We start from the raw sequence: 19,111 nt of genomic DNA, 5'->3' as shown, positions 1-19,111 counted from the left end.
TGCACCACCCCGCCGTCCGCGACGCCGTCACCGTCGCCGTCGGCACCGCCACCCGCCGCCTCGCCGCCGCCGTCACGGTCCACCACGACGTCGACACCGACGACCTGCACACCCACCTCACCCAACGCCTACCCGCCTACATGATCCCCGAGCACATCACCGTCCTCGACCAGCTCCCGCTGAGCGACAACGGCAAGATCGACCGGGGTGCGGTGGCCCGGCTGCTCGCCGCCGGCGACGGCGCGCCACCCGACGAGCCGCCCCGACCCGGGCTGGAAACCGAACTCGGCGCGCTCTGGGCCGAGTTGCTGCGGTGCCCGACGCCCGGCCGCACCCGCAACTTCTTCAGCCTCGGCGGGGACAGCCTGCTCGCCACCCGCCTGCTGGCCGTGCTGCGCGAGCGCTACGACGTCGACCTGCCGATGCGCGGGCTGTTCGACCGACCCACCATCGCGGACCTGGCCACCGCCGTGCAGGACGCCGCCGGCGCGTACGAGGAAGGGGCGATATGAACGGGCAGGACCTGATCGCCGAACTGGCGGATCTCGGTGTCCGACTCTGGGAGGAGGACGGCCAGCTCCGCTTCCGCGCCCCGGCCGGCGTCCTCACCGACCAGCGGCGGGCCGCGCTGCGCCAGCACCGGGAGGAGGTGCTGGCCGCGCTGCGCGACGCCGCCGTCCCGGCCGCCGTGCCGCACCCCGAGCAGCGGCACGAGCCGTTCCCGCTCACCGACGTGCAGAGCGCCTACCTGCTCGGGCGCGGCGAGACGTTCGCCTACGGCGGCGTCGGCTGCCACGGCTACGGCGAACTGGCCTTCACCGACCTCGACGTCGACCGGCTCGAACACGCCTGGCGCGACGTGGTCGCCCGGCACGACATGCTCCGGGCCGTGGTCAACCGCGACGGCTCCCAGCAGGTACGCCCCGACGTCCCGCCGTACCGGATCGAGGTCCGCGACGTCGACCCGGCCGGCTTCGCCGACGCGGTCGCCGGCACCCGCGCGGAGCTGGACCACCGGCGCTACGACCCGCAGCGGTGGCCGCTGTTCACGTTGACGGTGACCCGCGCCCCGGGGCGCAGCGTGCTGCACTTCTCGATCGACTTCCTGGTCTGCGACTTCGTCAGCATCAACCTGCTCCTCGACGAGCTGGGCCGTCGCTACGCCGGTGACCCGCCCGGCGACGACCTGGAGCTGACCTTCCGGGACCATCTGCTGGCCACCGCGCCGCTGCGCGACGGACCCCGCCGCGACGCCGACCGGGACTGGTGGCTGGCCCGCCTCGACGACCTGCCCCCCGCGCCGGAGCTGCCGCTGCGCCCCGACGCGCTCGCCGCCCCGCCCCGGTTCCGCCGCCTCGACCTGCGGCTCGACCCGTCCGAGTGGGCCGGGCTGCGGCAGCGCGCCGGCCGGCACGGGATCACCCCGTCCGGCGCGGTGCTCGCCGCGTACGCCGAGGTGATCGCCGCGTGGAGCACCCACCCCCGGTTCAGCGTCGACGTCACCCTGCTCGACCGCACGCCGACGCACCCGCAGGTGGACCGGATCGTCGGCGACTTCACCTCGGTCAGCCTGCTCGCCGTCGAGCAGGACCCGGACGCGCCGGTGCAGGAGCGGGCCAAGCGCCTGCAGGCCCAGCTCTGGTCCGACCTGGACCACCGCCGGTTCTCCGGTGTCGACGTGCTGCGCGAGGTGGCCCGGCGGCGGGGACCCGACGCCGCGCTCATGCCGGTGGTGTTCACCAGCGCGATCGGGCTGGGCGGCGACACCGGCGTCGAGGGCTTCGGCGAGCTGGGCTACGGCATCAGCCAGACGCCGCAGGTGTGGATCGACTGCCAGAACATCGAACGCTCCGGTAGCCTGGCCACCAACTGGGACGTGCGGGAGGGCGTCTTCCCCGACGGCGTCGTCGACGAGATGTTCGCCGCGTACACGACGCTGCTGCGCCGGCTCGCCGGCACCGACGAGGCGTGGGAGGAACTGGCCCCGGTCACGCTGCCGGCGGCGAGCGCCCGGCGGCGGGCCGAGGTCAACGACACCGCCGCGCCGCTGCCCGACGGGCTGCTGCACGAGGGCGTGCTCGCGCAGGCGTTGCGCACCCCGGACCGGGTCGCCGTGGTGGCGCCGGACGCGAGCCTGACCTACCGGCAGCTCACCGGCCGCGCGAGCGCGGTGGCCGCCCGGCTCACCGAGGCCGGCTGCCGCCCCGGTGACCTGGTCGCCGTGGTCGCCGACAAGGGGTGGCGTCAGGTCGTCGCGGTGTTCGGCGCGCTGCTCGCCGGCGCGGCGTACGTGCCGATCGACACCAACCAGCCGCCGGCCCGCCGCGACCTGATCCTCGCCGGCGCGGCGGTGCGCTTCGTGCTCACCGAGGCGGACCGGGCCGCCGGGTCCTGGCCGGAGGGCGTTCGCGCCGTCGACGTGGACGACTGCGACGGTCCCGCGCCGGCGGCCCTGCCGGCGCGCCTGGCCGGCCCGGACGACCTGGCCTACGTGATCCACACGTCGGGTTCCACCGGCACCCCGAAGGGCGTGATGATCACGCACCGGGCGGCCCTGAACACGGTGGTCGACATCAACACCCGCTTCGACGTGACCCCCGACGACCGGATCCTCGGGCTGGCCAACCTCGGCTTCGACCTGTCCGTCTACGACCTGTTCGGCCCGCCCGCGGTCGGCGCCGCCCTGGTGCTGCCCGATCCCGAGCGGCGCGGCGACCCCACCCACTGGGCGGATCTGGTGACCGGCCACGAGGTGACGCTCTGGAACTCGGTGCCGGCGCAGTTGCAGATGCTCGCCGACTACCTCGCCGCCGCGCCGATGGTGCGGACGCCGTCGCTGCGGCTGGCGCTGCTCAGCGGCGACTGGATCCCGGTGACCCTGCCGGACGAGATCCGTCACCTGGTGCCGGGCCTGGCCGTGGTCAGCCTGGGTGGCGCGACCGAGGCGGCGATCTGGTCGATCATCCACCCGGTCGGCGCGGTCGACAGGTCCTGGCGCAGCATCCCGTACGGGGTTCCGCTGGCCAACCAGAGCTGGCACGTGCGCGACGCCGGCCTGCGCGACCGCCCGGACTGGGTCACCGGCGAGCTGTGCATCGGTGGCGCCGGGCTGGCGCTGGGCTACCTCGGCGACGTCGAGCGCACCGCCGAGCGGTTCGTCACCGACCCGGTAACCGGCCAGCGGCTCTACCGCACCGGCGACCTGGGCCGCTACCGCCCCGACGGGGTGATCGAGTTCCTCGGCCGGGACGACCACCAGGTGAAGGTGCGCGGGCACCGGATCGAGCTGGCCGAGGTGGAGTCGGCGCTGCTCGCCCATCCCGCGGTCGGCGCGGCCGTCGCCGTGGTGGACGGCGATCGTCCGCTGGAGCGCAAACTGGCCGCCGCGGTCCAGCCGGCCGCCGTCGAGCCGGGTCCGGCCCCGTCCGTCGACCCGGCCGGTCCCACCGCCGCCGGCGCCGCCGTGGTCGCCGGCACCGACCTGGACGGGTACGCGGCGTACCTGCACGACCTGGACCGCCTCGGCCTGGCCGCCATGCTGGACACGCTGCGCGCGGCGGGTCTGTTCCTCGACGACCGCCCGCACCCGCTCGCCGAGGTGTACGCGGCGACCGGCGTCGCGCCCCGGCACCGGCGGCTGCTGCGGCGGTGGCTGCGGGCGCTCACCGACTCGGGCGTGCTGCGGCGCGACGACGACGCGTACCGACTGGTGCGGGCGTTGTCCCCGGCGGCGCGGGCGTGGGACGCGGCGGCGCGGCGGGCGGCGCAGGTGGGGGAGGCGCCGGAGCTGGTGCGCTACTTCCAGGGCAGCGCCGCGGCGCTGCCGGCGCTGCTGCGCGACGACGAGGACCCGCTGGCGTTGCTCTTCCCCGCCGGCGAGCTGGCCGTGTCGGACAACCTCTACACGGGCGCGCTGTTCAACCGCTGGGCCAACGCGGTCGCCGCGACGGCGGTGCGGGCGCTCGTCGAGCGGCTGCCCGCCCCGGTGCGGATCGTCGAGGTCGGCGCCGGCTCGGGCGGCACCACGGCGGCCGTCCTCGACGCGCTCGACGGGCTGGACGTCGACTACCTCTACACCGACCTGTCCGGGTTCTTCGTCGAGGCCGGCCGGCAGCGTTTCGGCGACCGGCCGGGCCTGCGCTTCGCCACGCTCGACCTCGACGCCGACCCGGCCGGGCAGGGCATCGCCGGCAACAGCGCCGACCTGGTGATCGCCGGTGACGTGCTGCACGCCACCCGGGACGTGCCGGCCACCCTGGCCCGGCTGCGCGGCCTCCTCGCCCCCGGCGGGCACCTGGTGCTGCTGGAGATGACCCGCGAGCACTACCAGATCATGACGTCGCTGGAACTGCTGGTGCGCCTCGACGACGAGTCGGGCGACTTCGCCGACCTGCGGCGCGGCACCGACCGCACGTTCCTCGACGCGGACGAGTGGCGCGGCCTGCTCGCCGGGGCGGGCGCCGCGCCGGTGCTCGACCTGCCCGCGCCGGACGACCCGATGGCCGGCCTCGGCATGCGGATCATCGCCGCCCGGGTCAAGGCGGACCGGCGTCGGGTGGTGCCGGACGAGCTGCGGGCGCACCTGGCCGAGCGGCTGCCCGACTACATGGCGCCGAGCGTGCTGCAGGTGGTCGACGAGCTGCCCCGCACCGCAAACGGCAAACTGGACCGCGCGGCCGTGCGCCGGCTGGTGGCCGCCACGACCGCCGGCCCGGAGGCGGGCGGCGCCGCGCCGAGCGCCGGCCTGGAGGAGGAGATCGCGGCCGTCTGGGCGGACGTGCTGCGCCTCGACCGGATCAGCCGCGACGCCGACTTCTTCGCGTCGGGCGGTGACTCGCTGCTCGCCGCGAAACTCGCCGGTCAGCTCGCCGAGCGGGTGCCGGCCGCGTCCGGGGTCTTCTTCGACGAGCTGCTGCGGACCATCCTCGAACATCCGACCGTCGGCGCGCTGGCCGGGCGGCTCGCGGCCTCGACCGGCTCGCCCGCCCCCGACGACGGCGCGGACGCCGCCGCGATCGAGGTGACCCGGCTCGCCGGCGACGGCCCGCCCCGGTTCGTGCTGGTGCACGACGGCAGCGGCCGGCTCGACGGGTACGCCGGCCTGCCCGCCCCGCTTGCCGCCGGCGGCGCGGTGTGGGGCGTGGCCGACGGTGGCCTGCACCGTCACGCCGGCCTGGACCCGGCGCCACTGGTGCAGCGGCTCGCCGCCGACTACGCCGCCGAGCTGGCCGGGCACCTGACGGCCGAGCCGCTGTCGGTGGTGGGCCGGGGCGAGGCCGGCGCGCTGGCGCTGGAGCTGGCCCGGCAGCTCACCGAGTCCGGGGTGGACGTGACCGGGCTGGTGGTCGCCGACCCGGTGCCGGGCGACGCGTACGCCAGCTCGCCGTACGCCGGGGACGTGACGCTGCTCTGCCCGGACGAGCCGGACCCGGCGGCCGTGGCGTGGTGGCGCGAGGTGTGCCTCGGTGAGCTGGCCGTGGCCCGAGTGCCGGACGACCCGGCCGGCTGGGCCGGCGCGATCGCCGGGGAGGGCTGACGTGTCGGGCACGATCGCGCTGCTGGGTGCGACAGGTGGGGTGGGCCGGCACGCGCTGGCGCACCTGCTGGCGTGGACCGTGGACACCGTGCGCGCGGGCAGTCGTGACGCGCGGCGGGTGCCGACCGACGACCCTCGGGTCCGGGCGTGCCCGGTGGACCTCACCGACCAGGGCAGCCTGGACGTCTTCTGCGCGGGCTGCCACACGGTGGTCAACTGCGCCGGTCCCGCCGTCACAGTCGGCGACACGGTCGCCCGGGCCGCCGCCCGCGCCGGCGCCGCCTACGTGGACGCCGCCGGTGACGACGGGCTGTACCGGGCCGTCGCCGCGCTGCCCGGCGCCGCCGACCGGGTCGCGGTGGTCTCGGCCGGGATGATGCCGGGCCTGTCCGGCCTGCTCCCCGCCTACCTGGCCGGACAGGTGCCGGACGCCCGGCGGATGGCCGGGTGGGTCGGCGGGCGGGACGGGTTCACCCCGGGCGCCGCGCGGGACTTCCTCGCCGTGGGCGACGGCGGCTACGGCGAGCCGCTGGCCGCCTGGCGGGACGGGGCGCGGCGCAGCCGAACGCTGACCGCCCGGGCCGGCGTGGCGGTGCCGTTCTTCGACGAGCCGGTGCTGCTGCAGCCCTACCTGAGCACCGAGACGGAGCGGCTGGCCGGGCGGCTCGGCCTCGCCGAGGCGGACTGGTGGTCGGCGTTCGCCGGCAGCCGGGTGCCGGCCGCGCTCGCCGACGGGGCGCGCCGCGCCACCGACGGTCCGGACGGGCTGGCCGACGCGGCGCGGGCGCTGTGCCGGGCGGCCGAGCTGGACGCCTTCGGCCGGCCCCGCTATCAGGTGCTGGTCGTGGAACTGGCCGGACCGACCGGCAGCCGCGTGCTGGCCTGTCGCGGGGTCGGCGCGAACGCGCTCACCGGCGCCGCGGTGGCCATCGGCGCGGTCGCCGCCGCCGCCGGTGATCTACGGCCCGGCGTGCACCACCTGGCCGAGGCGGTCGACCCGGGGTGGGCGGTGGACCGGCTGCGGGCCAGCCCGGCGGTCACCGCGCTGCACGTCGAGGACGGACCGCTGGACCGGTACGAACCGATCGAGGAGGGGGTGGCGTGAAACCGAGGGTGCTCGTCGCCGGTACCAAGTTCGGCCAGGTCTACCTGCAGGCGTTCCGGCAACCCGACTTCCCGTTCGAGCTGGCCGGGATCCTGGCCGGCGGCAGCGCCCGCTCGGTGGCCTGCGCCCGGCACTACGGGGTGCCGCTGTGGACCGACGTGGCGCAGGTGCCCGAGGACGTTCCGCTGGCCTGCGTGGTGATCCGCGGTGGCCTGCTGGGCGGGCCCGGCGGCGAGGTGGCCCGGGCGTTGATGGCACGCGGCCTGCACGTGCTGCAGGAGCATCCGCTGCACCACGACGAGCTGGTCGAGTGCCTGCGCACCGCCGGCCGGTCCGGGGTGGTCTACCACCTCAACTCGTTCTACGTGCACACCGCGCCGGTGCGCCGGTTCGTCGCCGCGGCCCGCGCCCTGCTTGCCCGCCGGCCGGCCCGCTACGTCGACGCGGCGTGCGGCTTCCAGGTCGCGTACGCGCTGCTGGACATCCTCGGCCAGGCGCTCGGCGGGGTACGCCCGTGGGGGCTGGCGGCCCCGGCGGAGCTGCCCGAGCAGGTGCGCCGGCTGTCCCCGGTGGACGTGCCGTTCCGCAGCGTCGACGGGGTGCTCGCCGGGGTGCCGCTGACGTTGCGGGTGCAGAATCAGATGGACCCGGCGGACCCGGACAACTACGCGCACCTGCTGCACCGGGTCACCATCGGCACCGAGGCCGGCAACCTGACCCTGCTGGGCACGCACGGTCCGACGGTGTGGAGTCCGCGGCCCGACTTCCCGCAGCAGGTGCAGGACCGGGCGGTGGGCCGCCCGCACTTCGCCGCGTCGGCCGGCGACGAGCCGGACCACCTGGACGTGCCGAGCGCGCAGCCGCTGGACGAGCCGACCGCGCCCAGCTACCGCGACGTCTTCGAGCGGGTCTGGCCGGCCGGCGTCGGGCACGCGCTGGGCGAGCTGCACCGCGCGGCGCAGGCCGGCGAGAAGCCGGTCCGCCACGGCCAGTACCACCTGACCCTGTGCCGGCTGTGGCAGGACGTCACGGCCCGGCTCGGGCCGCCCGAGCTGCTGCACTCCACGCCGCCGCGGATGCTGCTGCCCGCCGACGTCACGGCGTTGGCCGAGGCCGCCGACCGGGCGGTCGAGCCGGAGCCGATCGGGGCGCGCCGGTGAACGCCGCCCGGACCTGGCTGCGCTGCCCCCGGCCGTTGCGCTGGCCGGCGCTGCGTCTGGTCTGCTTCCCGCACGCCGGCGGCAACGCGGCGTTCTACCGGCCGTGGGCGGCGCACCTGCCCGACGACGTCGAGCTGCACGCCGTGCAGTACCCGGGCCGGATGGACCGCACCGGGGAGCCGTTCGCCGCGGACCTGCCGAGCCTGGCCGACGGCGTCGTCTCCGCGCTGCGCGCGCTGCCGGGCGACACCCCGGTGGTGCTGTTCGGCCACAGTCTCGGCGCGTCGGTGGCGTACGAGGCGGCACGCCGCCTCGACGGCCCGGGCGGCGGGCTGCGGGCGCTGGTGGTCTCCGGCCGCCCGGCGCCGGACCGGCTGCGCGACACCCGCGTGCACCTGGCCGACGACGACACGCTCTGGGCCGAGACCGGCCGCCTCGGCGGGACCGGCCGGGAGACGCTGGAACACGACGGGGTGAAGGCGGTGGCGCTGCCGGTGCTGCGCGCCGACTACCGGATCGCCGAGACGTGGCGGCCGGCGCCGCCGGTGCCGCTGCGCGCCCCGGTGCTGGCGTGCGTCGGCGCGGACGACAGCGAGGTGACCGCCGAGGAGGCGGGCGCCTGGGCGGATCGGACCCGGGGCCGGTTCGCCCTGCACACCTTTCCGGGCGGGCACTTCTACCTGCTCGTCCACCGCCACCGGCTCGTCGAGACGATCCTGCGCGCCACGCATCGCAGCCCGGTGCCCACCTGGTCGGCGGCCGGCCCGTGATCCCGGCCCACCTGCGCTACCGCCGCGCCGGCGACCTGACCGAGGCGCTGCGGCTGCGGCGCGAGCACGGCGACCTGCTGCGACCGCTGGCCGGCGGGCAGTCCCTGCTGCCGGCGCTGAAGCTGCGCCGCGACGCCGTCGACACGCTGCTGGACCTGGGGCGGCTCACCGAGCTGTCGTACGTGACGGCGCACGGCGACCACCTCGCGATCGGCGCGTTGACCCGCTACCACCTGCTGCTCACCGACCCGCTCGTCGAGCGGCACGCGCCGATCCTGGCGGCGGCCGCCGCGGCGGTCGGCGACCCGCAGGTCCGCCACGCCGGCACGGTGGGTGGCGCGCTGGCCCAGGCCGATCCGGCCGCGGACCTGCCGACCGCCCTGGTCGCGCTCGCCGCCACCGCGGTCCTGACCAGCGTGGACGGCACCCGGCTGGTGCCCGTCGCCGAGCTGGCCGTCGCGCCGGGCGTCACCGTGTGCCGCCCCGACGAACTGCTCACCGAGGTGCGGGTGCCGCTGCCCGGCCCACGCCGGTGGAGCTACCGCACGTTCGCCCGGCCGGCGCTGGAGTGGTCCCTCGTCGCCGTCGCGGTGGCCGACGGCCGGATCGCGCTGGCCGGCATGGACCGGACGATCCGGCGCGCAACGGCCGTCGAGAGGGCGCTCGCCGAGGGCGCCGGACCGGTCGCCGCGGCGGCGTACGCGGACCGCGACTGCGAACCGGCCGACGACCTGCGTGGCTCGGCCGACTACCGCCGACACCTGAGCCGGGTGCTGGTGGCCCGGGCTCTCGCCGACCCCGTGGAGGAGCGCCGATGACCGTCGACACCCGACCCGGCACCGCGACCGTCACGGTCACGGTCACCGTCAACGGCCGTCCGCACACCCGTCAGGTGCCGGCCCGCACCCTGCTGGTGCACCTGATCCGCCAGGAGTTGGCACTGACCGGCACCACCGTCGGATGCGACACCTCCTCCTGCGGCGCCTGCACGGTGCTGCTGGACGGCCGGTCGGCCAAGTCGTGCACGCTGCTCGCCGCACAGGCCGACGGCGCCGAGATCGGCACCGTGGAGGGGCTGGCCGACGGCGACCGGTTGCACCCGGTGCAGGAGTCGTTCCGGGAGCACCACGCCTTGCAGTGCGGTTTCTGCACGCCCGGCATGGTGCTCGCGGCGGTGAGCCTGCTGGCCGAGCACCCGGGCCCGCTGACCGAGCAGGAGGTGCGGCGCGGGCTGACGGGAAACCTGTGCCGCTGCACCGGCTATCACAACATCGTCCGTGCCGTGCTCGCCGTCGACGCGGCCCGCCACGCCGGGTGAACGCCAACCGGAAGGGAGGCCGACGATGTCGGCACGTTACGTACTCGGGGTGAACATCGGCTTCCACGACTCCAGCGCGGCGCTGCTGCGTGACGGCGCGCTCTGCGCCCTGGTGGAGCAGGAGCGGGTCAGCCGGCGCAAGCACGCGGTCGGGCAGCCGCCGGCGGAGGCGGTGGCCGCCTGCCTGGCGATGGCCGGGATCGGGCCGGCGGAGGTGGACACCGTGGCGATCGGCTGGGACTTCCGGCAGATCCCGCTGGGCCGCAACCGTCGGTTCACCACCGACGGGCTGCGGGCGATGCTCTTTCCCGACCAGGAGGATCTGGTCATGCCGGCGGTGCGCTGGGTGCCGCATCACGTGGCGCACGCGGCGAGCGCCGCGTTCAGTTGCGACGTCGACGAGGCCGCGGTGCTGGTCGTCGACGGGGCGGGGGAGACCCAGTCGACGTCGATCGGCCGGTTCGCCGACGGCGAGGTGGAGATCCTGCGGGAGTGGCCGGTCGAGGAGTCGTTGGGCTTCTACTACAACGCCGCGGCCGAGTGGGCCGGCCTTGGCTACTGGGGCACCGGGAAGTTGATGGGGCTCGCCGCGTACGGGCGGCCCGCCCCGGGCGCGCCGGTGCGGGCCGTGCCGGGCGGATACGAGCTGGTCCGGGCGCCCGCCGCGCAGGTGCCGGCGCGGCGGATCGCCTCGCTCGGCCCGCTGATGGCCTACTACCCGGCGGTCGCCGAGTCGCTGCGCCCGGGATTCGGCGGGTTCTTCCCGTACGCGCCGCGCGAGGCGGAGGAGCCGATCGCGTACGCGGACTTCGCCGCCACCGTCCAGCAGGGGTTGGAGGAGGCGGTGCTGTCGCTGGCCACCGAGCTGCGTCGGCGGGTGGACACGCCGGTGCTGGCGCTGGCCGGCGGCGTGGCGATGAACTGCACGATGGTGGGCGTCCTGGTCCGCAGCGGGCTGTTCGACCGCGTCTACGTGCCGCCGGTGCCCACCGACGCCGGGGTGTCGCTGGGCGCCGCGCTGGTGTCCGCGCGCGAGTGCGGGGCGTTCACGCCCACCCGCATCGACCACGCCTACTGGGGGCGGCCGGTCACGACGGAGGCGGGGGAGGCCGCCGCCGCCCAGGCCGGCCTGCCGTTCCGGCGCCTCGGCGACGACGCGCTGGCCCGGTTCGTGGCCGGTGAGATCGCCCGGGGACGCATCGTCGGCTGGGCCCGGGGCCGCGGTGAGATCGGGCAACGCGCGCTGGGCGCCCGCAGCCTGCTCGCCGACCCGCGCGACCGGCGCAGCCTGGAGCGGCTCAACGTGGTCAAGGGGCGGGAGATGTGGCGCCCGGTGGCGCCGAGCATGCTCGCCGAGCACGCGCACGAGCTGATCGAGGGCCGCCTCGACGACCCGTCGAGGTTCATGCTGGCCGCCGCGTCGGTGCGCCCGGACGCCCGGCGGCGGATCCCGGCGGTGACGCACGTGGACGGCTCGGCGCGCCCGCAGACGGTGCACCGCGACACCAACCCCGGCTACTGGGCGCTGATCGAGCAGTTCCGGCAGCTCACCGGCGTGCCGGCGGTGGTCAACACGTCGTTCAACCTGGCCGGTGACCCGATCGTCGACTCGGCGGCCGACGCGGTGGACACGTTCACCCGGGCCAAGGAGATCGACCTGCTGGTGCTCGGCGACACGGTGGTGGCCCGCGGCGCCGACGAGCTGCCGGCCTGATCGGTGCGGGGCGGGCCGGGTTCCCGGTCCGCCCCGCCCGGCCGGTCAGGCGGCGCGGCGGCGCTCGCGCCGCCACACCTGCCGCAGCCGGTCGACGAAGAAGTCGCGGTTGACCCAGTAGAACTCCAGCCAGATGTGGTCCGGGTCACGTAGCCAGATCTGCGAGCCCGCCTCGTGTTTGGAGGTGGTGATGCCGGAGTGGGTCACGCCGAGCGCGTCGAGGTGGGTGACCCAGTCGTCGAGGTCACCCCGCTCGGGCACGTGGTAGGCCAGGTGGTGCAGGCCGGGGCGGCGCTCGTCGAAGCGGTCCGGCACGCTCGGGTCGCCGGGCGGTTCGGCCCGCCCGAGCACCACCGAGGCGAACGACCCGGGGTGCACCAGGGTGCGGAACCGGAACCCGGACTCGGGCGGGGTGACGTCGTTGACCACCACCATCTCGAAGACCGCCTGGTAGAACTCGGTGCTGCGGTCGAGGTCGACGACGGTGAGGTTGATGTGGTTGCGGCCGTCCAGGCGGGGCATCGGGTCCTCCTCAACCGGCCCGGCCGGCCGGCGCGGCGGCCACCGGGGAATGAGCGGTGGGCGCCGCCTCCAGGACGGACATCGACGAGGTCGGGGTGGTGCGCACGAGGTGGAAGCCGGCGTCGCCGAGCAGCGCGCGGAACTCGTCGGTGGTGCGGGTGTGCCCGCCGAACAGGGCCAGCGCCTTGACGTCCATCACCTTGCCGGTGTCGTCGTGGTTGCCGTACCGGCTGACCGACTCGACGATGACCACCCGGCTGTCCGGCCGGGCGGCGGCGCGTACCGATCGCAGGATCCGCGCGGCCTGTTCGTCGGGCCAGTCGTGGATGATCGTCTTGAGCAGGTAGACGTCGGCGCCTTCCGGCAGCGGGTCGAAGAACGAGCCGGGGCGGAGCTCGCACCGGTCCGACACCCCGGCGCGAGCCAGCACGGCCGGCGCCTCGGCCACCACGTGCGGCAGGTCGACCAGGACGGCGCGCAACCGCCGGTGGCGGGCGAGCAGCCCGGCGGTGAAGGTGCCGTGCCCGCTGCCGACGTCCACCAGCGTCGCGGCGTCGGCGAGGTCGAGCACGGGCAGCACGGTGCGCAGCACGAACGGGTTGACGCTCTCCGCCGAGCGCTCGAACCGGACGCACTCGTAGGGGTGGTCGGCGAAGTGGTCGTAGTAGCGCGCGCCGTCGTGGACGTGGCCGAACGCGGTCTCCCCGGTGCGGATGCTGTGGGTCAGCCGCGCCCACGAGTAGATGTCGGGCGGCATGAGCGGGAAGCACTCGCGTACCGAGAACGGGTGGTCGCTGCGCAGCGGCTCGGCCAGCGGGGTGAGCCCGAAGACCTCCGGCTCGGTCTCGGTGAAGATGCCGCGCCCGGCCAGGGCGCGCAGGCCGCGGGTCAGCGCGCCGGGGTGCGCGCCGACGCGGTCGGCCAGCTCGCGCACCGGCAGCGGGCCGTCGGTGAGCTGGTCGGCGACGGCGAGGTCGCACATGACCCGGATGGTGAACGGGACGATGTAGTCGGCCAGCTCGGTGAGCCGGGTGACCGAGGCGAGGTCGATGCGGGGCGTCACGGGCATGACGACACCGTATCGGCTCGGCCGTTGCCATACCAGATACGATGCGAGATGCTTGATACGTGCATCTGAATCTGTTCACCCAGTGCTCGCCGTCCCCGCAGTTCAAGGGCTTCTGGCGGCATCCGGCCGACCGCAGCGCCACCGGCTACCGCGACCTCGGCTACTGGGTGGAGCTCGGCCGCAAGCTGGAGGCCGCCTGCCTGGACGCGCTCTTCTTCGCCGACGTGCACGGCGTCTACGACGTCTACCAGGGCAGTTGGCGGGCCGCGGTGCGGCACGCGGTGCAGATTCCGTCGATCGACCCGCTGCTGGTGCTGCCGGCCATCGCGGCCACCACCTCCCGGCTCGGCCTGGCGGTCACCTACTCGACCACCTACCACGCACCGTACGAGTGCGCCCGGGTGTTCAGCTCGCTGGACCACCTCACCGGCGGCCGGGTCGCCTGGAACATCGTCACCTCGTATCTCCGCTCGGCCTCGGCGAACGGCCTGGGCGAGCACCTGGACCACGACGAGCGCTACGACCGCGCCGACGAGTACGTCGAGGTCGCGCGCCGGCTGTGGGAGGACAGTTGGGACGACGACGCGGTGGTGCGCGACGCCGCCGCGAACGTGTTCACCGACCCGGACCGGGTCCACCAGATCGACCTCCGGGGGCGGTTCTTCGACGTGCGGGGGCCGCACCAGTGCGAGCCGTCGCCGCAGCGTACGCCGGTGCTCTACCAGGCCGGGGCGTCCGGGCGGGGGCTCACGTTCGCGGCCCGGCACGCCGAGGTGGTGTTCCTGACCATGGCCGAGCCGGCCGACGGCGCGCCGCAGGTGGCGAGGCTGCGCTCGCTGGTCGCCGCGCACGGGCGCGACCCGCGGTCGGTCAAGGCGTTGCAGGGCAGCATGGTGATGGTCGCGCCGACCCGCCAGGAGGCCCGCCGCCGCGCCGAGGAGTACGTGGCGCTGTGGAGCGGGGAGGGCCAGTTGGCGAAGTGGTGCGGCTGGATGGACGTCGACCTGGGCGCGTACCCGGACGAGACGCCGGTGGGCGAGATCGCCGGGCAGGGCAGTCACAGCTTCCTGGGCTTCCTGCGCCGCCTCGGCCCGGAGCGCGACTGGACCGTCGGCGACGTGCGCTACCTGGTGGCGACCGCGCGCCGCCCGCGCACCAACGCGCCGGTCACCCTGTTCGGCACCGTGGAGCAGGTCGCCGACCGGATGGAGCAGTGGATGGAGGTCGCCGACGTGGACGGCTTCAACCTCATCCCCTGCCCGACCACCCAGGGCATCGCCGACATCTGCGACCTGCTGGTGCCGGAGCTGCAACGCCGCGGGCTGTTCCGCACCGCGTACGACCCGGCGCAGCGGACGCTGCGGGAGCGCTACTTCGGCGCCGGCGCCCCGGTGCCGCCCCGGGTGCCGGCGCTGGCGCCCGCGCCGGCCTGACCGGTGCGGCGGGCCGGGCGATCCGGGGGGGGTCAGAACATGGTGGTGTCGACCGGCGCGCCGGCCAGCAGCGCGCCCACCGTGGCAAAGCTGTCGCGGCCGTTGACGAAGTGCTGGGTCGCGGTGTTGATGTCGCGCAGCCGGCGTTGCAGCGGCGAGCCGTCGAACACGGTCGACGCGCCGGCGAGCGCGTACGCCGCCTGCACGGCCTGGTGGGCGACGCTGGTGACCTGTGCGGCGGTGGCCCGCAGGCAGGCCCGCTCCAGCGGGCTGAGCACCTCGCCCCGGCGGGCGGTCGCCCAGGCGTTCTCGGCCTCGGCGTGCAACAGCGCGCGGGCCGCGCGCAGCGCCACGTGGGCCTCGCCGAGCCGGTCGTGGAAGACGGGGGAGTCGGCGAGCGAACGGGTGCTGAAGGTGCGCCGGCGGCCGGCGGCGGCCTGGGCGGCGGCGTCGGACACGGCGCCCTGGGCGATGCCGAGGTCGACCGCGGCGATGAGCAGCCCGGCCTGGGCGATCCGGAACACCGTGCGGTGCACCTCGTCGCCGCCGCCGACCAGGCTGAAGCCGCGATGCTCCGGGCAGCTCCGGTTCGCCGCCCGGACGTCCTGGCTGGCGGTGCCGCGCAGGCCGAGCACCTGCCAGGTGTCGACCAGCTCCAGCTCGGCGGCGGGGAAGAGCACCATCCGGGTCAGCGGGGCGCCGTTGGGCAGGGTGCGCGGGGTGCGCCCGTCGAGCACCAGGCAGTTCAGGTAGATCCAGCTCGCCTGCGGCGCGCCGGTGACGAACGGCCACCGGCCGTTGACCTGCCAGCCGCCCGCGCCGTCCGGGGCGGCCCGGCCCTTGGGCGCGACCGCGCCGGCGCCGAGCACGTCCGGGCCGGCCGCGTAGATCTCCCGGCGGGCGGTCTCGGGGAAGCAGGCGAACAGCAGGTGCGCCAGCCCGACCTGGCCGATGAGCCAGCCGGTGGACGAGTCGGCGACGGAGAGCTGCTCGACCACCCGCAGCGCCTCGACCAGCGGCAGGTCGGCGCCGCCGTGTTCGGCCGGCACCAGCATGCGCAGGCAGCCGGCCGCGGCGAGGCCGGCGATGACGTCGTCCGGGATCCGGCCGGTGCGGTCGATCTCCGGCGCCCGTTCCGCCAGGTCGGGAAGCAGTCCGTCGACCCGGGGCAGCGTACTGGTCACGGATGCACTCTATCGGCTTACTCGTATCTTGTTTAGCCTTGTATCTGCTATCAATCTCCGATACATGTACTGGGGAGGAGGTGACGGGCCGATGACCGCAGACGCCACGTCGGGCTCACCGTTGCTGAGCTGGCTGGAACGGCCCCGTTCGGACCGGGGTGTGCACTTCGCCGCCGCCGGCGACGACTGGGACTTCCGCTCCTACGCCGAACTCGCCGACCGCACCCGGGCGATCCTCGCCGGACTGCGAGCCTGCGGGGTGGGTCCGGGCGACGTGGTGTCCGTCGTCGAGCCGGCCGGACCGGACTTCGTCGCCACGTTGTTCGCCGCGATGGCCGCCGGGGCGGCGCCCTCGCCGATCGCCCCGCCGCTGACCTTCGGCGACCGCGACGTCTACCGCGAGCACGTGCTCGGGTTGCTGCGCGCCGCCGCGCCCCGCGTGCTGGTCTGCGCGCCGCGGCTCACCGCGACGATCGGGCCGCTGGCCGCGACCGCCGGCGTGCCCCGGGTGCTCGGCGCCGAGGAACTCGTCGAGGCCGGCGGCGACGCCCGGGGCGCGGTCGTCGAGCCCGGCCCGCTGGCCCTGCTGCAGTTCACCTCCGGCTCCAGTGGACGCGCCCGGGGCGTACGCGTGCCGCACGCCGCGCTCGCCGCCAACGTCGCGGCGATCCGGCAGTGGCTGGCCATGACTCCCGACGACCCGACCGCCTCCTGGCTGCCGGTGCACCACGACATGGGCCTGATCGGCTGCCTGGTGACCCCGGTGGTCAACACCAGCGACCTGTGGCTGATGCCGTCCGAGGAGTTCGTCCGCGACCCCGCCCGCTACCTGCGCTGCTTCGGCCGGCACGGGGCGCGGCTGACCTCCATGCCGAACTTCGGGCTGGAGTACATCGCCCGGCGGGTGCGCCCGGCCGCGCTGGCCGGGATGGACTTCTCCGCCTGGCGGGCGGTGATCGTCGGCGCCGAACGCATCGACGTCGACGCGCTACGCCGGTTCTGCGACCTGCTCGTCCCGCACGGCTTCGACCCGCGGGCGCTGCTGCCCGCGTACGGGCTGGCCGAGGCGACCCTGGCGGTGACCGGGCTGCCGCTGGACGAGCTGTACGCCGCCGTCGACCTGCGCCCGGACCGGCTACGCCCGGGCGCGCGGGCGGTGGCCGGCCCCGACGGGCCCGCCCCCGCCGACGACGGGCCGACGCAGCCGGTGGTCGGCTGCGGACGGCCGCTGGCCGGGGTGCAGGTGCGGATCCTGGACACCGACGGCGCGCCGGTGCCCGACGGCGTGGTCGGCGAGATCGAGGTGCGCGGGCCGTCGGTCGCCCAGGGATACGTCAACGAGGCCGAGTCGGCGTCGCAGACCGCGCTCGGCGGCGGCGTGCTGCGCACCGCCGACGCCGGCTTCCTGCACGAGGGCCAGTTGCACGTGCTCGGCCGCCTCGGCGACAGCATGAAGGTGCGCGGCCGGGCGGTCTTCGCCGAGGACCTGGAGTGGGCGATCTGCCGGCCCGGCGTGCCGGCGCAGCGGATGGCCGCCCTGCTGGGCCACCGGGCCGGGACGGCGACCGTGGTCGCGGTCTTCGAGCAGGCGCGCCCCGAATGGCTGGCGCAGGCGTCGCAGGAGCTGCGCCGGCGGGCGGAGGGCGCGCAGGTGGTCATCGTGGACGCCCCGCGCGGCACGATCGCCCGCACCTCGAGCGGCAAACCTCGGCGGCGCCAGATGTGGCAGGCGTTCGTCGACGACCGGCTGCCCGGCACCGTGGTCACCCCGACCACCGGGCAGCGGCAGCAGACCACCGAACACACGACGGCGTCCTGAGGGATGTCCGGACAGGAGGCGGCAATGACCGAGGCGACCAGGTCGACCCCGACCGAGGTGCGTACCGAGGAGGACGTCCGCGAGTCGGTGACCGCGATCGTCACCGAACTGGCACCGAACCCGGAGCAGATCGAGGGGGCGGGTGACTCGCGGCTGGTCGAGGATCTCGGGTTCCACTCGCTGGCCCTGCTGGAGCTGGCGTTCACGCTGGAGGACGAGTTCGAGCTGCCGCCGATCGACGAGACGACGGCCCGCAAGATCGTCACGATCGACGCGGTCGTCGAGCACGTGAGCGGCATCCTGCGCGAGCGCGGCGAGATGGCCAGTTGACCACCCGCACCGGGCGCGCACCGGAACCGGCGGCGTCCGGTGCGCCGGCCGACGAGGCGCAGCGTCGCGCCCGGGCGCTGTCGCTGCGGTTGTTCCTCGCCATGCTGCACACCCAGGAGCTGCTCGCCGGCTACCTGGGCACCCGGCTGGGGCTGTACGAGGCGCTGCGGGCGGGCCCGGCCGACCCCGCGGAGCTGTGCGCGCGTGCCGGGATCGCTCCCCGGTACGCGCGCGAGTGGCTGGAGCAGCAGGCGGTGGCCGGTTTCCTCGACGTGGACGACGTCACCGCGGCGCCGGAGCGGCGGGTCTACCGGCTCCCGGAGGGGCACGCCGAGGTGCTGCTCGCCTCGGACAGCCCGCTGTCGCTGGTGTCGCTGACCATGCTGCCGCTGGGCGGGGTGGCCGGGGCGCTGCCGGCGCTGCTGGAGGCGTACCGGACCGGGGCGGGGGTGCCGGACGAGGCGTTCGGCGACGACTGGCGCCATGGGCATTCCGGCGCCAACCGGGCGCTGTTCACCCACGCGCTGCCCGGGTGGCTGGCCGCGTTCCTGCCGGAGATCCACGCACGGCTCTCCGCCGGGCCGAGCCGGATCGCCGACGTGGGCTGCGGGGCCGGCTGGGCGGCCGTCGCGCTGGCCCGCGCGTACCCGCTCGCCGAGGTCGACGGCTTCGACCTGGACGCGGCGACGCTGGCCGCGGCGGCGGAGAACGCCGCCGCGGCTCAGGTGGCCGACCGGGTCCGGTTCCACCGTCGCGACGCGGCCGAGGCGGAGCCGGCCGGCGGCTACGACCTGGTCTGCGTCTTCGACGCGCTGCACGAGATGAGCCGGCCGGTGCCGGTGCTGCGGGCCTGCCGCCGGCTGCGCGCCGGGTCCGGCGCGGTGCTGGTGCTCGACGCCAAGGTGGCCCACCGCTTCGTGGCGCCCGGCGACGAGGTGGAGCGGTTCCAGTACGCCACGAGCGTGCTGCACTGCCTGCCGGCGGGCCTGGCCGGGCCGGACTCGTCGGCCAGCGGGACGGCGCTGCGCCCGGCCCAGGTGCGGCGGTTCGCCACCGACGCCGGCTTCGCCGACATGCAGATCGTGCCGGTGGACGACCGGTTCCACCGGCTCTACCACCTCACCGGCTGAGACTGCTCGGGGCCGCCGGGC

General features: G+C 75.7%; 15 protein-coding genes. 12 read left to right on the top strand and 3 right to left on the bottom strand.

What is annotated here, in order from left to right:
• From AB0H28_RS23840 to AB0H28_RS23805, 8 genes are all read left to right on the top strand, one after another.
• Positions 1-512: phosphopantetheine-binding protein (locus tag AB0H28_RS23840; protein ID WP_358044121.1), on the top strand; the 512-nt coding region annotated here is incomplete at its 5' end.
• The gene (locus AB0H28_RS23835) at positions 509-5,536 is read left to right on the top strand and encodes an amino acid adenylation domain-containing protein (RefSeq protein WP_358044118.1); all 5,028 of its coding nucleotides are present in this window, start codon (positions 509-511) and stop codon (positions 5,534-5,536) included. The genes AB0H28_RS23840 and AB0H28_RS23835, both read left to right, overlap by 4 nt.
• 1 nt (position 5,537) lies before the next feature.
• Positions 5,538-6,641: an NAD(P)H-binding protein gene (locus AB0H28_RS23830; protein ID WP_358044115.1), complete on the top strand. Its 1,104-nt coding sequence runs from the start codon at positions 5,538-5,540 to the stop codon at positions 6,639-6,641.
• Positions 6,638-7,801, top strand: a complete 1,164-nt coding sequence (locus tag AB0H28_RS23825) for a Gfo/Idh/MocA family oxidoreductase (protein ID WP_358044112.1) — start codon at positions 6,638-6,640, stop codon at positions 7,799-7,801. The genes AB0H28_RS23830 and AB0H28_RS23825 overlap by 4 nt, the downstream gene beginning before the upstream one ends.
• The gene (locus AB0H28_RS23820; RefSeq protein ID WP_358044109.1) at positions 7,798-8,571 is read left to right on the top strand and encodes an alpha/beta fold hydrolase; all 774 of its coding nucleotides are present in this window, start codon (positions 7,798-7,800) and stop codon (positions 8,569-8,571) included. Before AB0H28_RS23825 ends, AB0H28_RS23820 begins: the two co-directional genes overlap by 4 nt.
• Entirely contained in the window at positions 8,568-9,389 is an 822-nt protein-coding gene (locus AB0H28_RS23815; protein ID WP_358044106.1) for an FAD binding domain-containing protein, read from the top strand. Before AB0H28_RS23820 ends, AB0H28_RS23815 begins: the two co-directional genes overlap by 4 nt.
• Entirely contained in the window at positions 9,386-9,889 is a 504-nt protein-coding gene (locus tag AB0H28_RS23810; protein ID WP_358044104.1) for a (2Fe-2S)-binding protein, read from the top strand. The genes AB0H28_RS23815 and AB0H28_RS23810 overlap by 4 nt, the downstream gene beginning before the upstream one ends.
• A gap of 25 nt (positions 9,890-9,914) precedes the next feature.
• Positions 9,915-11,603, top strand: a complete 1,689-nt coding sequence (locus AB0H28_RS23805; protein ID WP_358044101.1) for a carbamoyltransferase C-terminal domain-containing protein — start codon at positions 9,915-9,917, stop codon at positions 11,601-11,603.
• A gap of 45 nt (positions 11,604-11,648) precedes the next feature.
• Here AB0H28_RS23805 and AB0H28_RS23800 read toward each other — a convergent pair whose 3' ends face one another.
• The gene (locus AB0H28_RS23800) at positions 11,649-12,125 is read right to left on the bottom strand and encodes a VOC family protein (RefSeq protein WP_358044098.1); all 477 of its coding nucleotides are present in this window, start codon (positions 12,123-12,125) and stop codon (positions 11,649-11,651) included.
• Between the two features lie 10 nt (positions 12,126-12,135).
• Positions 12,136-13,194: a methyltransferase gene (locus tag AB0H28_RS23795; protein WP_358044095.1), complete on the bottom strand. Its 1,059-nt coding sequence runs from the start codon at positions 13,192-13,194 to the stop codon at positions 12,136-12,138.
• Between the two features lie 59 nt (positions 13,195-13,253).
• On the opposite strand from AB0H28_RS23795, the gene AB0H28_RS23790 reads away from it, so the two are divergent.
• Positions 13,254-14,627, top strand: coding sequence for an LLM class flavin-dependent oxidoreductase (locus AB0H28_RS23790; RefSeq protein WP_358044092.1), 1,374 nt, complete (start codon positions 13,254-13,256; stop codon positions 14,625-14,627).
• 32 nt (positions 14,628-14,659) lie between these two features.
• Here the strand turns inward: AB0H28_RS23790 and AB0H28_RS23785 are convergent, their stop codons facing one another.
• Positions 14,660-15,811, bottom strand: coding sequence for an acyl-CoA dehydrogenase family protein (locus tag AB0H28_RS23785; protein WP_358044090.1), 1,152 nt, complete (start codon positions 15,809-15,811; stop codon positions 14,660-14,662).
• A gap of 91 nt (positions 15,812-15,902) precedes the next feature.
• On the opposite strand from AB0H28_RS23785, the gene AB0H28_RS23780 reads away from it, so the two are divergent.
• From AB0H28_RS23780 to AB0H28_RS23770, 3 genes are read left to right on the top strand one after another with little or no spacing between them, the layout of a single operon-like run.
• The gene (locus AB0H28_RS23780; protein WP_358044087.1) at positions 15,903-17,630 is read left to right on the top strand and encodes an AMP-binding protein; all 1,728 of its coding nucleotides are present in this window, start codon (positions 15,903-15,905) and stop codon (positions 17,628-17,630) included.
• A gap of 24 nt (positions 17,631-17,654) precedes the next feature.
• The gene (locus tag AB0H28_RS23775) at positions 17,655-17,960 is read left to right on the top strand and encodes a phosphopantetheine-binding protein (protein WP_358044084.1); all 306 of its coding nucleotides are present in this window, start codon (positions 17,655-17,657) and stop codon (positions 17,958-17,960) included.
• Positions 17,957-19,090, top strand: a complete 1,134-nt coding sequence (locus AB0H28_RS23770) for a class I SAM-dependent methyltransferase (protein ID WP_358044081.1) — start codon at positions 17,957-17,959, stop codon at positions 19,088-19,090. The genes AB0H28_RS23775 and AB0H28_RS23770 overlap by 4 nt, the downstream gene beginning before the upstream one ends.
• The last annotated feature ends 21 nt before the right edge of the window (positions 19,091-19,111 follow it).

Origin of the sequence: Micromonospora sp. NPDC050980 (assembly GCF_040653835.1) — a bacterium.
Lineage (GTDB): Bacteria > Actinomycetota > Actinomycetes > Mycobacteriales > Micromonosporaceae > Micromonospora.
This window is presented reverse-complemented; position numbering and strand designations above follow the sequence as displayed.

Coding starts and splice junctions, on each gene's coding strand:
- AB0H28_RS23795 (WP_358044095.1), bottom strand. CDS start 13,194: ATGCCCGTGACGCCCCGCATCGACCTCGCCTCGGTCACCCGGCTCACC.
- AB0H28_RS23780 (WP_358044087.1), top strand. CDS start 15,903: ATGACCGCAGACGCCACGTCGGGCTCACCGTTGCTGAGCTGGCTGGAA.
- AB0H28_RS23810 (WP_358044104.1), top strand. CDS start 9,386: ATGACCGTCGACACCCGACCCGGCACCGCGACCGTCACGGTCACGGTC.
- AB0H28_RS23800 (WP_358044098.1), bottom strand. CDS start 12,125: ATGCCCCGCCTGGACGGCCGCAACCACATCAACCTCACCGTCGTCGAC.
- AB0H28_RS23775 (WP_358044084.1), top strand. CDS start 17,655: ATGACCGAGGCGACCAGGTCGACCCCGACCGAGGTGCGTACCGAGGAG.
- AB0H28_RS23805 (WP_358044101.1), top strand. CDS start 9,915: ATGTCGGCACGTTACGTACTCGGGGTGAACATCGGCTTCCACGACTCC.
- AB0H28_RS23835 (WP_358044118.1), top strand. CDS start 509: ATGAACGGGCAGGACCTGATCGCCGAACTGGCGGATCTCGGTGTCCGA.